This is a genomic window from Dictyobacter halimunensis, from assembly GCF_036245075.1.
Genome location: NZ_BSRI01000002.1, coordinates 2,608,486 through 2,622,678 on the forward strand (window position 1 = coordinate 2,608,486; position 14,193 = coordinate 2,622,678).

The window sequence follows — 14,193 nt, forward strand, 5'->3', positions numbered from 1 at the left end:
GATGCTACCACCAGCGCCAGCGACTATTGAGGGCGCGCCAGTACTTTTTGAGGTACAGGTGGTAGATGATCAGGCCACCCAGTATGAGTAGTAATGATATGAATCCCATCACGATCATGGCCGCGAACAATAACAGCAGAAGTTTGATCAGGATCGGCAGCGCGCAGAGAAAGCCCAGCCCCAACAGCAGTAACACGCCCCAGCGGGGCGCGGGTGCGGCCTGTGACGCCGGTTGTTCTCCCTCGGGAGCATAAAAACGCTGACGCCTCTGCTTATAGAAGCGATAGCCCTGCTGAAATGTAGCGCCGATCCGGCTCATACGCGGAAATGCCTGGCGTGAGCGTTGGCCTTCCCGGCGCGGTTGCTGGTAAGTTGTACGCCCCTTCGCTTCATTCGCTTGCCGTTCCGCGTGGTCCCGGGCCTGATAACTGTATGGTGGGATCGCCGCCTCAAAATCGGCCGGATGATCGCGCTTGGGCATATCGCTACTGGCACGATACTGGCTGTATGATGGCCTATAGACCTCTTCGTTATCCTGGTTAGTGGCGCGTTCTCGTTGCGACTCGGGCATAAATTCCTGTTGGCTCATAGTTATATCTCTAACCTCATGGGTATAAAAAACCCTTCATAAATGGTACGTTTAGCCGCAACCAGGGTTGCACAGCGGTTCAGCTCACTGGCTATAGCATAGCCCTAAAAAATAAGTAGGTATTATCATCCTGATAGTCATAGGCGCGCGACGAATCTGGTCTATAATGCGTTATAATCAACGGTATACCCTACCCGAATGCTGCCAATTGCCTGTTTACACTATATAAGTGCTTTGTACGTTGGTGCAGGGGAGACGCATTCATGCGTCTCTCCTGCACCAACGTACAGAATCGGGTTTCCGCGCTCATGCTCCCCAAAAGGATGAGAGCCATACTATCTCTACGCAAGTATCTGATGTGCAATGATCGTCTGCGGCGTGCTTGAGTTTTCTCATCTGCATGGCTCAGGAGCCCTATTTTGTTGATGCATCGGCTGCGCATCCGCGCAGCCGATGCATCAACAAAAAAACGAGTGCGGCCGCGTATGCGGGCGCTCGTGCGAGGGCTATCACGTTTCCCAATATGACGTGAGTCAGGTATATTCTACAAGAGAGGGGTAAGAAAGGTAACAGCGTTAGAGCCTTGTGGTATGATTGAAAAAAAAGTATTTTAAGTAGCCCCTACGTTTAAATAAAACCAACGGATGGGAGGGAACAGTGCAGAGTGTTACAGCCATAACTAGATTTCTTGGGAAGGATGTAATATGCCTATAAATGATTCGTATGATGACGGTAAAAAAGCATCTCATACGGAAGAAACAACTGACATAAACAGTAGTGACTCTATAGAAAATACTGATCAATCCGGACCAGCTGACCAGCCACAGCACTCAGCTAAGCGTTCGCGGCAAGTCATTCCCAGGCGTCCAACTGCCAAAAATTCCCTGTCATCACCTTTGCCAAAAACTGAAGCAACAGTATCACCCTCGTCTATTTCAGAGAAGCCATCCCTGTCTTTGCAGAGCGATGAAGATGAGCGAGAGGCACCTTCACCATCTGACACCCCCCATACTATCGCTCCTGAGATGGCCGCCATGGTGCTGGCAGACGAATTTGGTGCTGGTCCACTGCGGCGTGTATCCTCCGACGATCATAGGCTAAATGGCAATCATATCACTTCCGCGACCAGAAGCAGGCCGAGCCGCGAGGTGGCACGTCGTTCAGCGACCGCGCTGGCTACTCCTTATTCATCCCGGCGCTCACGCGAACTTATGTTTCAGCGGCGCAAGCGGGTGAATCGGGTGCTGATGCATAAGCGCCACCATAACCGCTTCTATGATACCCTGCTACTGCGCTTGATGAGCGTAGCCCTGGTCCTGTTCGCCATCATGCTCATTCTAAGTTCTGGCGCGGGCGGCGCCGCGTATGCTTACTATCAGGCGCAGCTGCCCCTGCTGGATGGGATCGCCCAGCACTCGCTGGCCCAGACGACCAATATTTACGATCGCAATGGCAAGCTGCTCTATCAACTCTATGACCATAGCAACTCGGGTGGTCGGCGTACCTATGTTAATTTTGAGGATATCCCCAATGAGCTGGTGAACGCGACCATCGCGGCCGAGGACCACTCTTTCTGGAATAACAGTGGCGTAGACTACAACGGTATTGTACGCGCCGTGATTACCAACTTTCAGCATGGTAGCGTGCAGGAAGGTGGCAGTACCGTTACGCAGCAGTTGATTAAAAATCAGTTTTTCCTGGACCAGGATCGTACCTTGCAGGTCAAAGGTGAAGAGGCTATCCTGGCCACCGGACTCACCCAGCGTTATAGCAAAGCCCAGATTATGGAGATGTACCTGAATACCGTTTTCTATGGTGATTCCAATTTCGGCGTTGAGGCGGCGGCGCAGGATTTCTTCGGTCTGAAGCCACAGTGCAAGCAGGGGGTATGTAAACCGGCGGTCGCCCAGTTGACGCTGGGGCAAGCCTCATTGCTGGCCGGTCTGCCTCAAAGTCCCACCGGCTACATGCCTTTTACTAATAAAAAAGCGGCCATGCAGCGCCAGACACATGTGTTGCAAAACATGCTATCGCTGAAGATGATCACGAGCGATCAGATGAAGGCTGCCCAGAAAGAGATCGCGAACTACAAGTTCAAGCGGCCGGCGTCTGTGAAGAATGCTCCCCACTTTGTGGATTATATCGTCGATAACGTCTTGATCCCTTTATTCGGGGCGTACAATCTGCGCAACGGTGGCTATTCGATCTACACCACCCTGGATCTGGACCTGGAGCGGCAGGTGGAAAAGATCGTCTATAACCGCATCGATGGCAACGAGTTTGACATCTATGGCTATGGTAACCTGCGCACGGCCCACAATCTGCACAATGCCTCGGTCGTCGTGAACGATCCCAAAACCGGTGAGATCCTGGCCATGGATGGTAGTGTCAACTATAATGACACCTCGAACGATCCCACTATGGAGGGCCAGTATAATGCCGCCGATACCCTGCGCCCTCCCGGTTCATCCTTTAAACCCATCGTTTATGCCACGGCCTTCGAGATGGGCTGGTATCCGGCTATGAACGTTCCGGACCATAACACCTATTACCCGGATGGCACCAAGCCGTACAATCCACCCAACTATGATCATAAATTCCATGGAGATAACATGACGATCCGGCGTGGCATTTCGAACTCATATAACATTCCGGCCGTTGACGCCATTGAGTATGCCGGCGTCAAAAACGTGATGACCATGGCGGGCCGCCTGGGCCTTTCACACGTCGCTCAGACGGCACCAGGACGCCAGGGAGCCGCGATGGCGCTGGGTGTCAGTGAGGAAACCTTGCTCAATATGACGACCGCCTATGCCACCTTTGCGAACGGCGGTGTGCGCATGCCACAGACCACCGTTCTGCAGATCAACGACAATCAGGGACGGCCGATCTATAAGTTTGATGCCCAGCATGCCAAAGGCGAGCGTGTGCTTGGCGCGGATGTCTCCTTCCTGATCAGCAGCATGCTCTCTGACACCGTGGCCCGTCACGAGGAGTTCCCCTCACCCAATCCTTTGGAATTGGATGGACGACCGGTGGCCGCCAAAACCGGTACTACCGATAACTTCGCCGACAACTGGACCATGGGCTATACGCCCCACTTAGCCGTCGGCGTCTGGGCTGGCAATAGCGATAACTCGCCGATGGAAAACGTGATCGGTATCACCGGTGCCGGCCCCATCTGGCAGGATGTCTTCCAGTACGCCAACGCCAAGTACCACTTCCCCAAGGACGGCTTCATGCCACCGTCCAATGTACACCAGGCTACCGTCTCAGCCTATACGGGTCTCCTTCCCCACCTGGGCGAGGCCACAGTAACAGACTGGTTCATTGACGGGACCGTCCCCACTATCCAGGGCGTCTACACGCCGCCACCAGTTGTGAAGAGTCCCAAAAGTGGCAAGCCGACGCAAAATCCTGGTAACAACGGTAATAACAATGGTAATGGCAACGGTAACAGCGATAATAACAACGGCACCAGTGACAATAACAACAACAACAGCGACAACAACAATAACAACTAGGTGGAATCTTGTCTATCACCCTTGTGGACTTACACTATCCACAAGGGTGATAGAATATTGAGAGTAAGGACCCGGTAGCGATCCCCTGAATTTGGTATCCTTGATACAAATAAGCATGACAAGGATGACAATTCAGGGGAATTCATATTATTCGCATGCATAAAAATCATGGTCTGCGGCCCAAACATAATATGCATCAAACATATTCGGAGGATAATTTTTATGGCGGATCTCTCAGAGAACGAGAAAGATAATTTACAGCAGACGCTGGCACAGTCGGGCTTTCGCCCGCTCAACCGGACCGAGCGCCGTAACATCTGGCTGCATGATTATGAACAGCAGGATATCGCCCTGCAGTCCTGGGCACGCCTGGTTGAACAGCAGGGTCTGGAGATTGAGATTATGCTGCAGATGCAGGGACTACTGGTATTTGGGACGATGGTGAGTACAAAGGCGTATGCCCAGTTTTATATTGACATGCACGAGAAGATGTATCGCCAGAGCTCGCCGGAGACCGCCGATTTCTTGCAGGAGTACTACGTTGCCCTGGTACCACCTGATGACCAGCCAGAGATCGGTCCTGAAGGCCTGCCCACCATTTTTCGCTATGCCCACCTGCGCGATGTCACCATTATGAGCGCGGGCCACAAGATCAAGGTCCCCTACTGGCGCGGCATGATTAACCAGGTGGACGCCTTTGTAATCGGCGCGTCCGCCAACGGCTAGGGGCTGATCAAAAATCATGGAGATGATAAGTGCGACAGGGGTACATTCGCACCCCTGTCGCACTTATCATCTCCATGATTTTTGATAGGAAATCGCTATGCCACGATCTTAACGGTTGTGCCTATGGGAGCCCAGTTGTACAACCATTGCGCGACGCTGTATGACATGTTTACACAGCCATGTGAACCGGTAATCCAGCCATATACAGGATCGTAGTGGTAGACGTTGGTGCCAGGACCATAGGTGCTGCGCCACCATGAATCATGGAGGAAGTAGCCACCCTCTTTAAACTCCAGAGCATAGTTGATATGGGTTGGAGCATACCAGTAAGGAGATCCAACCGGCCATGGAGAATAGAACGTGGTAGGGCTCAGTTTAATAAAGACATGATAGGTGCCCAGTGGTGTCTCCAGTCCAGGATGGCCTGTAGTCACGGGTGCATTGCGTACCTGGCGCCCATTCTCGTAGAAGTAGGCCCATTGCGTGGTTCGATTGATAACGACCACTTTGCCCGCGCCATTTCCGCCGCCAACGCTTCCTCCACCCGTGTTACTAATGGTCACCAGACCACTATACACGTAGAGAGGAGCCGCGTTATTAGCAGAGATACGATACCAGACAGGATTGCCACTCCAGACAACCTGTCCGTTGACACGAGCATAAATAGTCACATGGGTATAGGGTGCATAGGTCGCCACCGCACGATATCCGGTACTTGCACCAGACCGTACATTAGTATAACCGGTCGTCGTACCAGATTGGGTGGTTGTAGCTGCGTACGAAGTCTTACTATTCAAAGGGGTTAGAGCGAAAAAGACGGCGAGCAGCAGTGAAAGGAATCCAATGGCATACAATTTTTTCAGGTTTTTTTGCATAACGACTCCTTTTTAGAAGCTATAGAGCCTTAATATTATAAGTATATATAAGTACATCAATATACTCAAGTGAAATAGCTCACATTTCCGCTTCAAAAGCCCCTTTTAAATTGGGGTTGTGGTGTGAGGTTGCATGTCCGGCGCATTCGCGCCGGACATGCAACCTCACACCACAACTAACTACTACCTTTGGGGGAGGTAGTTACGATGTAAGAAGAGGGATCGTCTGCACACATGTAGGTCGATTTGACTGCAATATTTATTGAAGAAAATGGAGCATTTTATACCGTATGGATCGTTTTGTACAAAATAATGTAGAAGAAATTGTAGATCCTTCGCACGAGGTGATAGAAGAACTGGTCGAAATCGTGGATCAAGTGGCTCCGGTGCAGGCTGTTCCAAGTTATCGTCCTACACGCTGGGAGTTCGTGAATAGTTTGCTTGATCGCCTTGATAGTATCACAGGTGGTCGCGCCGGATCATTGGTGCAGTTCTTTACTTTTCTGTTTATCGGTGGCACCACTACTATTGTCAACCTGGCCATTCTCTATGTAGTTCTCCGCTATATTTCGTTATCCAATGCCGTTTTCCATAATTTACTGGGATCTACCCTGGGTAGTGAGCTCTCTCTGCTGGCCAATTTCGCGCTCAATGATCGCTTTACCTTCCGTCACGCGCCCGGGCAACAGCGTCCCTGGCTTGCGCGCCTCAGCCGCTTCCACGCGACCGCTATCGGTGGTATCCTGCTGACAATCCTGATTCAGGCCTTACTTGTTAATCTGCTGCACATCAATGCTTTGATCAGCCAGGCTATCGCCGTTGTGATCGTATTGTTCTACAACTTTTTCTTCCATCAATTCTTTACCTATCGCCGCCTGAAGGTTGTCGAAGAAGCCATCTAAAAAGATGTTTGTTTCAGAAGGACAACACAACGGGTGGGCGCGAATGCGCCCACCCGTTGTGTTGTCCTTCTGAAACAAATCTAAAACAGGGATAATTGCTGGGGAGGTGGCTCCTCTTCGCGCTTCTTCTGCACAACTGCTTTTGCCGGCCGTTCAGCTGCCATACGCTCGGCTTCGGCCATGATTAATGGAATCTTCTTGAAGTCCTCGCGGATAGCATCTTTCGTACTGGGATTGCGTAGTCCGGCGGCCGGGTGGAACATAGGGATGCAAATGCGCCCATCTTTTTTACGGGCCCGACCATGGATAGCGCTGATTCGCTCTGAGCCGAAAAATTTGGCCATTGAAAAGCGGCCCAGGGTAACTATGACCTGTGGATTGATCGCGGCTATCTGACGGTCCAGATAATCGCTGCAGGCGGCCATCTCATCTGGTTCTGGGTCGCGGTTATTGGGGGGACGGCATTTTACCACATTGGTAATAAAAACATCTGAACGTTTCAGGTTAATACTTGCGAGTAAGGAATCTAAAAATTGTCCTGCCTGTCCAACGAATGGGCGTGCTTGCATATCTTCGTGATAGCCGGGGCCTTCACCGATAAACATCACCTTTGCGGTAGGACTTCCCTCTCCTGGTACCGCCTTGTTACGGCCCTGGCAGAGTCTACATCGGGCACAGGTAGAAACCTCTACCGCAATCTCTTGCAGGATTTCCTCTGACGACATGGCAGTTTTACCCCTTTTGAAAGTACTGATAAAAATACCGAAGCCTGAACAAGATAAGGCGACCAGCAGGGGTCGCCTTATCTTTTATGTTTTTAAAATGTAGATTATCTTACCAGCGGCGATCTGGGCGCTGACCGTAGTTGTCGCGACGTGGGCCACTGGGATTGCGATTGCCACCTCCAGGTCCACCCATTGGACGGCGTTGGCCAAAGCCACCACCGGAGCCACGATCACCACCATAGCTGCCGCCGCGTGAGCCGCCGTTATCGCGGTCATAGCCACCACGATCACGGCCACCACCACCCATACCATAGCCGCCACGGTCACCACCGTAGTTGCCACGGCCACCGCTATCGCGATCACGCGAGCCGTAGCCGCCGGAGCCACCACGGCCTGGGCCGCCACGACCACCACCGCGAGGACCGCGATCCTGATCCATCTCGGCCTGGGTAGGCATCTCACCGCTCAATGCGGCGCGACGAGAAAGATTGACGCGACCCTGTCCATCGACTTCAATCACCATGACGGTGATCTCGTCGCCGACGGAGACCACGTCTTCAGGTCTCATTACCTGGTAATCGGCCAGCTGCGAGGTACGCACCAGACCCTCTTTCCCGGGCAGGATCTCTACAAAGCAGCCGAAATCGACGATGCGGCGTACGGTACCGGTATAGATGTGGCCAACCTCGACCTCTTCGGTCAGGGCACGCACCGCATCCATCGCGTGCTGCATCGACTCGCCGGAGACGGCCGAGATATTCACCGAGCCATCATCCTCAATATCGAGTTTGGCGCCACTATCTTCCTGAATCTTGCGGATGGTTTTTCCGCCTGGTCCGATGACGGCACCGATCTTATCGGGATTGATCTTGATGGTCTGGATGCGGGGAGCGAAGCCAGACAGCTCTTCACGGGGTGCATCGATAGCGTCGAGCATCTTCTCCATGATGAACATGCGGCCTTCGCGTGCCTGTTCCAACGCCTTGGACATAATCTCGTAGGTGATACCTTTCACCTTGATGTCCATCTGCAGGGCAGTGACACCATCGGCGGTACCGGCTACTTTGAAGTCCATATCACCCAGGGCATCTTCGATTCCCTGAATGTCGCTCATGACTGCCCATTTGCCTTCGCGCTCACCTTCGCCTGTGATCAGGCCCATCGCCACACCGGCGACCGGAGCGTGAATGGGAACACCGGCATCCATCAGCGCCAGCGTGGTGCCGCAGACCGAGCCCATTGAGGTCGAGCCATTGGACGATAGGACGTCTGAAACGGCGCGGATCGTATATGGGAACTCACTCTGCGCAGGAATGATCGCGGAGATGGCGCGCTCCGCCAGGGCACCATGACCAATCTCACGACGGCCAGGACCACGTAGGGGTTTGCTCTCACCAGTTGAATAAGGTGGGAAGTTGTAGTGGTGCATGAAGCGCTTATTCTCATTGGCGGCCAGTCCATCAAGCACCTGCTCGTCTCCTGGTGAACCAAGGGTGATTACGCTCAAGACCTGTGTCTGTCCACGGGTGAAAATAGCCGAACCATGTGTGCGTGGCAGCAGGCCAACCTCACAGCTAATCGGGCGAATGGTTTTTAGATCGCGACCATCGGGACGCTGCCCGTTGTCCAGAATATTGCTGCGCACATACGCTTTGAGCTCTTTTTCGTAGAAGGTGATAACTTCCTTCAAGCGCTCGGCATACTCCTCGCTAAACGCGGCGACCAGTTCTTCTTGAACCAGGCTCAACGCGGCAGAACGAGCTGTTTTATCTGGATTGTTAACGGCTGCCTCAAAGCGTGGGCGTACAAACGCCGCCACCTTCGCCTGCAACTCTGTATCGGCGGCGGGAGCTGTAAATGGACGTTTGACCCGATTTACGGCCTGCACCAGTTTATCCTGCATCTTGATGATGTCTTGCAGGCTCTCTTGTCCGAAGCGGACGGCCTCCAGCATCATCTCTTCCGGCAACTCTTTGGCGCCAGCCTCAACCATCATAACCGCGTCGGCGGTACCGGCGATGGCGAGATCCAATTTACTCTGCTCCATCTGGGACTCGAGCGGATTGATCACAAACTGATCATCGATGTATCCAACGCGTACAGCGCCAACAGGGCCTGCGAAGGGGATATCAGATACGCTCAGCGCGGCGGATGCGCCAACAATACCGAGAATATCATAATCGTTTTCCTGATCGGCAGAGAGAACGGTGATCACAACCTGGACGTCGTTGCGGTAACCTTTGGGGAAGAGAGGGCGGAGAGGGCGATCAGCGAGGCGACAGGAGAGAATGGCATGTTCAGTTGCACGGCCTTCACGTTTAATAAAACCACCAGGGATCTTACCAGCAGCGTACATACGCTCTTCTACATCAACAGTTAGTGGGAAAAAGTCAATACCTTCACGAGGCTCGTCACTGCCTACCACAGTTGCCAGAATTACGGTATCTCCGTAGCGCAACAACACTGCGCCACTACTCTGCTCTGCTACCCTGCCGGTCTCTATGCTCATTACCCGACCGCCGATAACAGCTTCTTGACGGTGAATCATATTTCCTCCGATAAATGGCACCCTATTCTATGCTCTGTCCTGGAATCTTTTGCTGAGAGCCTGTCACATCCCATACTACGTAAAACTGGGTGCAGTTCTTCTTTACTTATAAGGGTACAATTTTGCGTGCAATCGCACTTATACATGCATCTGTTCGTTGTGGTTTGATCCCTGATACTTTATCACTAACTCTCTGTGGGGGAATGAAAACCCTTGTCTTCTAACTCTCTCGTTCGTCTCGTTTCGTTTCTCTCTAACAACTCTCGGATTGGATACAGCGGAGAAAAATGGAGCAGCGGTCGGGCATAACGTACGGCGCTCGCCATGCTGCGCCGACCGCATCCACAGCAACCTCAAATTTACTTTTGTGCGCCCAGTTTGACGCGGATACCCAGTTTAGCAACCAATGCGCGATAGCGCTCCGGGCTTTTCTTACTGAGATAAGTAAGCAGACGTCGGCGCTGGCCGACTAGCATGCGCAGGCCCCGGTGTGAATGGAGGTCGTGCTTATGAATCTTTAAGTGCTCTGAAAGCTGATTAATGCGGTGTGTCAAAATTGAGATCTGAACTTCAGGAGAACCGGTGTCGGTCTCATGGACACGGGAATCAGCAATGATCTCTGTTTTTTCTTCAACAGTCAATGCCACGTTTCTAAATCACCTCCAATGTAATTTGGGTGGGAAAAAAGATGCTTCCTGTGCTCAGTCTGCTTTACGCATGGCAATGCTCACACATTCTGAGTGATTCGGAAGTAGTTGTATACGTTCGCATTATAGCATGGATGCCTCAAGGGCGCAATGAATGACTTCCCCCGGGCATTTTCATGCGTTACGCTGGGCGATGTAAGGAAAGGCACCTCCCCGACATGCTATTAGGCAGGTGGTGAGGTGCCATGGCGGGAAAAGTCTTACTTAACGGTAACTTTAGCGCCAGCTTCTGCCAGTTTGGCAGCAACTTTGTCGGCCTCTTCGCGAGAGACACCCTCTTTGACGGCCTTTGGAGCCTCGTCAACAACGGCTTTCGCCTCTTTCAGGCCCAGGCCTGTCAGCTCGCGAACAACTTTGATGACGTTGATCTTGTTGGGGCCGACCTCGGTCAGGATGGCGTCGAACTCGGTCTTCTCTTCAGCAACGGCGGCTGGAGCAGCCTCACCGGCGGCGGCTGGAGCAGCGGCGGCGGCGACAGGAGCGGCGCTCACACCCCATTTGTCCTGCAGGGTTTTGGTCAACTCAACGAGCTCGAGTACGTTTAACTTCTCAATCTCAGCAATGATATCTTGTACAGCCATGGTTGGTTCCTCCTAATTATTCAGCGGTTGTTCCGCTATTGATTTGTTCTGAACGTGCTTGTAGCACGTAACAAAGATCACGTAATGGTGCTGTGAACAGGCCGTACGCGCTGGCCAGTGGTCCCTGTACGGTCCCAACGACTTCCGCTTTCGACTGATCTTTGCCACCTTTGATTTTACTAATGCCTTCAACTTGTTGGGCCGTCAATGAACGACCACCAAGAATGGCAGACTTGAGAACTGCAACCCTCGAGGTACTGAGGTAGTCGGTGACAGCTTTTGTGGCAGCAACTTCGTCATCATATCCGAAGGCGACGGCGGTCTGACCGTTGAAGATTTTGTTATCGACGCCGGTCATCTGGTTGCGCTCAGCGGCGATGCGCAGAAGGGTGTTTTTCGCGATCAAGAACTCTACCTTCGCGGCACGCATTCTTTTACGCAGATCGTTCATATCCTTTACGCTCAGGCCTTGCGTCTGAACCAGGATAGCGATCGTTGAGCGGCCCAGCTTGTCTGTCAGCTCCTCAATTTTACCTGCTTTTGCCTCTGTTGGCATAAGGTGCTCTCCTCCTTTCCTGGAATGGTTGTTGCTTTGATCAACCTTCGGCCAGTTCAAACAGCTTGTGAGCCATTTGGGCCAGAGGGTCAATCTGTACTCTGTATAAAGGGCAATAAAAATGCCTTCGATAAACACCGAAGGCCGGGAGAGAACCTCTATTCTGTTGCGGACTCACTCGTACTCTGAGATAGAAATACGCTCGTTGCCGTATGACACGGTTTCGCATGAGCTGGCGAATAGTTATCTCCTCGGCAAGTCGATCTTTAAGAAAGATCGCTTAAGTGCTTTGCGGCACGCTTGCTGTCTTCGGTGATGAATACATTCATCTTGAAATTATGTGGTTTTACACAGCCCCACTATAATATCACAGCGTTTACACTTTGTAAACTCCCAATTTCGCCGCATGCGGCGAAATTGGGAGTTTAATTTTTATGACAACGTGGGAGGAAACACACGGCGCCGTGCGCCGTGTGTTTCCTCCCACGTTGTCATAAAAAGGGATGGATGCCCAGGCACATGTGATATGGCATGCGACAAAATACGCGTACGACGTCGTGTGTTTTCCCATGTTGTTATAAAAAAGGGCGAATATACAGCCCCTTTTAAATATAGGGGAGGCGGTAAAAGAGTTATGCCTGTGGCTTCAGAGCCGTCGCAGACGCCACTTCCAGGCGAATGCTCGGCGACATCGTCGACGTCAAAACCACACTCTTCACATAGGTACCTTTGGCACCCGATGGGCGTGAGCGCACAACCGCATCCATGATGGATGAGATGTTCTGCATCAGCGCCTCTTCGCTGAACGAAAGCTTGCCTGCAGGAATGTGCAGCAGGGCGGTGCGGTCGACTTTAAATTCGACGCGACCAGCTTTCACGTCGCGAATGGTCTTGGCCAGGTCAAAGGTAATGGTGCCAGCTTTTGGACTTGGCATCAGGCCTCGGGGTCCCAGCTTTCTACCGAGACGACCAACTTTACCCATCACGTCGGGGGTAGCGATGGCTACGTCAAAGCCCAGCCAGTCGCCCTCGATCTGTTTGATGAGGTCATCAAGGCCAACAATATCAGCTCCGGCGGCCTCGGCTTCGGCCACCTTCTCACCCTGCGTGAAGACCAGCACTTTTACTTCTTTACCGGTGCCAGCGGGCAGCATGGCTACTCCGCGCACCATCTGATCAGCGTGGCGTGGATCGACACCAAGCTTCATGTGGACTTCGACGGTCGGGTCGAACTTCGTATAGTTAAGTTTTTTGAGGAGTGAAACAGCTTCTTGTGGCTGGTACAGCTTCTCGGAATCGACCTGCTTGGCCGCTTCCAGGTATTTTTTTCCGTGTGTTTTTGTTGCCATTATTACGTTGCCCTCCTTGAGGCAATGAACCGCAGTGACTTTCGGGCCCGGTCTACTCGATGGTGACACCCATGCTACGTGCAGTGCCTTCGATTGTCTTTTTCAGCCGCCTCAATCGTGTTGACGTTGAGGTCTTTTATCTTCAGCTCAGCGATCTCGCGCAGTTTGGCACGGTCGATGGAGCCAACTTTGGTCTTATTTGGTGTGGGAGAACCGCCCGAGATGCCCGCGGCCGCCTTCAGCAGGTCGGGTACCGGTGGGGTCTTGGTAATGAATGTAAACGAGCGATCCTCGAAAATGGTGATCTCAGCAGGAATGACCATGCCAGTCTGTTCCGCCGTACGTGCGTTGTATTCCTTACAGAACATCATCAAGTTGATGCCATGAGGACCAAGCGCGGTACCGATTGGGGGCGCTGGGGTTGCTTTCCCGGCCGGGATCTGCAGCTTTACTACAGCTTTAATACGCTTTGCCATGTTTGTTTTAACTCCTCAAAAATGGGTCTGTCTCTGACTGGTGGTGCTCTGGTTAGATTTTTTCTACCTGGAGGAAATCCAGCACCACCGGGGTCTCACGACCAAAAAACGATACCAGCACAGTCACCTTATTACGATCCATATTAATATCGTTGACGGTGCCAATAAATTCTTCAAATGGGCCATCTATCACGCGCACGCTCTGGCCTTTGGTGAAGCTGACCTTCGCCTTGGGCTTTTCGGTCTCTTCTGTGACCTGTTTCAAGATCGATCGGACCTCGTGCTCTTGCAATGGAACGGGGCGTGTCCCAGAACCAACAAAGCTTGTGACTCCAGGCGTGTTACGGACGACATACCAGGCTTCGTCGCTCATAATCATCTCGACGAGTACGTAGCCGGGAAAAACCTTGCGCTGTACTGTGCGTCGCTGACCCTGTCTAATCTCAACCTCTTCTTCCATCGGAACGATGACACGGAAAATTTTGTTTCGCATGTCCATCGACGCGATGCGTGCCTCGAGGTGACTCTTTACTTTGTTCTCATAGCCCGAATATGTATGAATTGCATACCAGGCACGTTTTTCCTCGGGCTGCCTTTTATCACCGGTACGTTCAGTAACCACGGCATTTCCCCTT

General features: G+C 52.3%; 12 protein-coding genes and 1 pseudogene. 3 read left to right on the forward strand and 10 right to left on the reverse strand.

Annotation, left to right across the window (positions count from 1 at the left end; translation table 11 throughout):
• Positions 1-4 precede the first annotated feature (4 nt).
• Complete coding sequence (locus tag AABA21_RS24860; RefSeq protein ID WP_338254415.1) at positions 5-589, reverse strand: hypothetical protein; 585 nt, start codon at positions 587-589, stop codon at positions 5-7.
• A gap of 956 nt (positions 590-1,545) precedes the next feature.
• On the opposite strand from AABA21_RS24860, the gene AABA21_RS24865 reads away from it, so the two are divergent.
• Positions 1,546-4,113, forward strand: coding sequence for a transglycosylase domain-containing protein (locus AABA21_RS24865; RefSeq protein ID WP_338254416.1), 2,568 nt, complete (start codon positions 1,546-1,548; stop codon positions 4,111-4,113).
• A gap of 222 nt (positions 4,114-4,335) precedes the next feature.
• Positions 4,336-4,839 (forward strand): hypothetical protein, encoded by a 504-nt coding sequence (locus tag AABA21_RS24870; protein ID WP_338254418.1) that lies wholly within the window; start codon positions 4,336-4,338, stop codon positions 4,837-4,839.
• Between the two features lie 95 nt (positions 4,840-4,934).
• Here AABA21_RS24870 and AABA21_RS24875 read toward each other — a convergent pair whose 3' ends face one another.
• Positions 4,935-5,714, reverse strand: coding sequence for a L,D-transpeptidase (locus AABA21_RS24875; RefSeq protein WP_338254420.1), 780 nt, complete (start codon positions 5,712-5,714; stop codon positions 4,935-4,937).
• Between the two features lie 290 nt (positions 5,715-6,004).
• Here AABA21_RS24875 and AABA21_RS24880 point away from each other — a divergent pair, with 290 nt between their 5' ends.
• Positions 6,005-6,616 (forward strand): GtrA family protein, encoded by a 612-nt coding sequence (locus AABA21_RS24880; RefSeq protein WP_338254422.1) that lies wholly within the window; start codon positions 6,005-6,007, stop codon positions 6,614-6,616.
• Between the two features lie 80 nt (positions 6,617-6,696).
• Here the strand turns inward: AABA21_RS24880 and AABA21_RS24885 are convergent, their stop codons facing one another.
• The 8 genes and pseudogenes from AABA21_RS24885 to nusG form a co-directional block, all read right to left on the reverse strand.
• Positions 6,697-7,341 carry a uracil-DNA glycosylase family protein gene (locus AABA21_RS24885; protein WP_338254424.1) on the reverse strand — a complete coding sequence of 215 codons (645 nt, stop codon included), beginning with the start codon at positions 7,339-7,341 and terminating at the stop codon, positions 6,697-6,699.
• A gap of 109 nt (positions 7,342-7,450) precedes the next feature.
• The gene (locus tag AABA21_RS24890; protein WP_338254425.1) at positions 7,451-9,889 is read right to left on the reverse strand and encodes a polyribonucleotide nucleotidyltransferase; all 2,439 of its coding nucleotides are present in this window, start codon (positions 9,887-9,889) and stop codon (positions 7,451-7,453) included.
• A gap of 359 nt (positions 9,890-10,248) precedes the next feature.
• The gene (gene rpsO, locus AABA21_RS24895) at positions 10,249-10,536 is read right to left on the reverse strand and encodes a 30S ribosomal protein S15 (RefSeq protein ID WP_338254426.1); all 288 of its coding nucleotides are present in this window, start codon (positions 10,534-10,536) and stop codon (positions 10,249-10,251) included.
• Positions 10,537-10,796: 260 nt separating this feature from the next.
• Positions 10,797-11,177, reverse strand: a complete 381-nt coding sequence (gene rplL, locus AABA21_RS24900) for a 50S ribosomal protein L7/L12 (protein WP_338254428.1) — start codon at positions 11,175-11,177, stop codon at positions 10,797-10,799.
• Positions 11,178-11,193: 16 nt separating this feature from the next.
• Positions 11,194-11,733 carry a 50S ribosomal protein L10 gene (gene rplJ, locus AABA21_RS24905; protein ID WP_338254430.1) on the reverse strand — a complete coding sequence of 180 codons (540 nt, stop codon included), beginning with the start codon at positions 11,731-11,733 and terminating at the stop codon, positions 11,194-11,196.
• A 632-nt stretch (positions 11,734-12,365) separates the two neighbouring features.
• Entirely contained in the window at positions 12,366-13,082 is a 717-nt protein-coding gene (gene rplA, locus AABA21_RS24910; RefSeq protein WP_338254431.1) for a 50S ribosomal protein L1, read from the reverse strand.
• Positions 13,083-13,134: 52 nt separating this feature from the next.
• A pseudogene (gene rplK, locus AABA21_RS24915) lies at positions 13,135-13,558 on the reverse strand (50S ribosomal protein L11).
• Positions 13,559-13,610: 52 nt separating this feature from the next.
• Entirely contained in the window at positions 13,611-14,180 is a 570-nt protein-coding gene (gene nusG, locus AABA21_RS24920; protein WP_218030871.1) for a transcription termination/antitermination protein NusG, read from the reverse strand.
• Between the last annotated feature and the right edge of the window lie 13 nt (positions 14,181-14,193).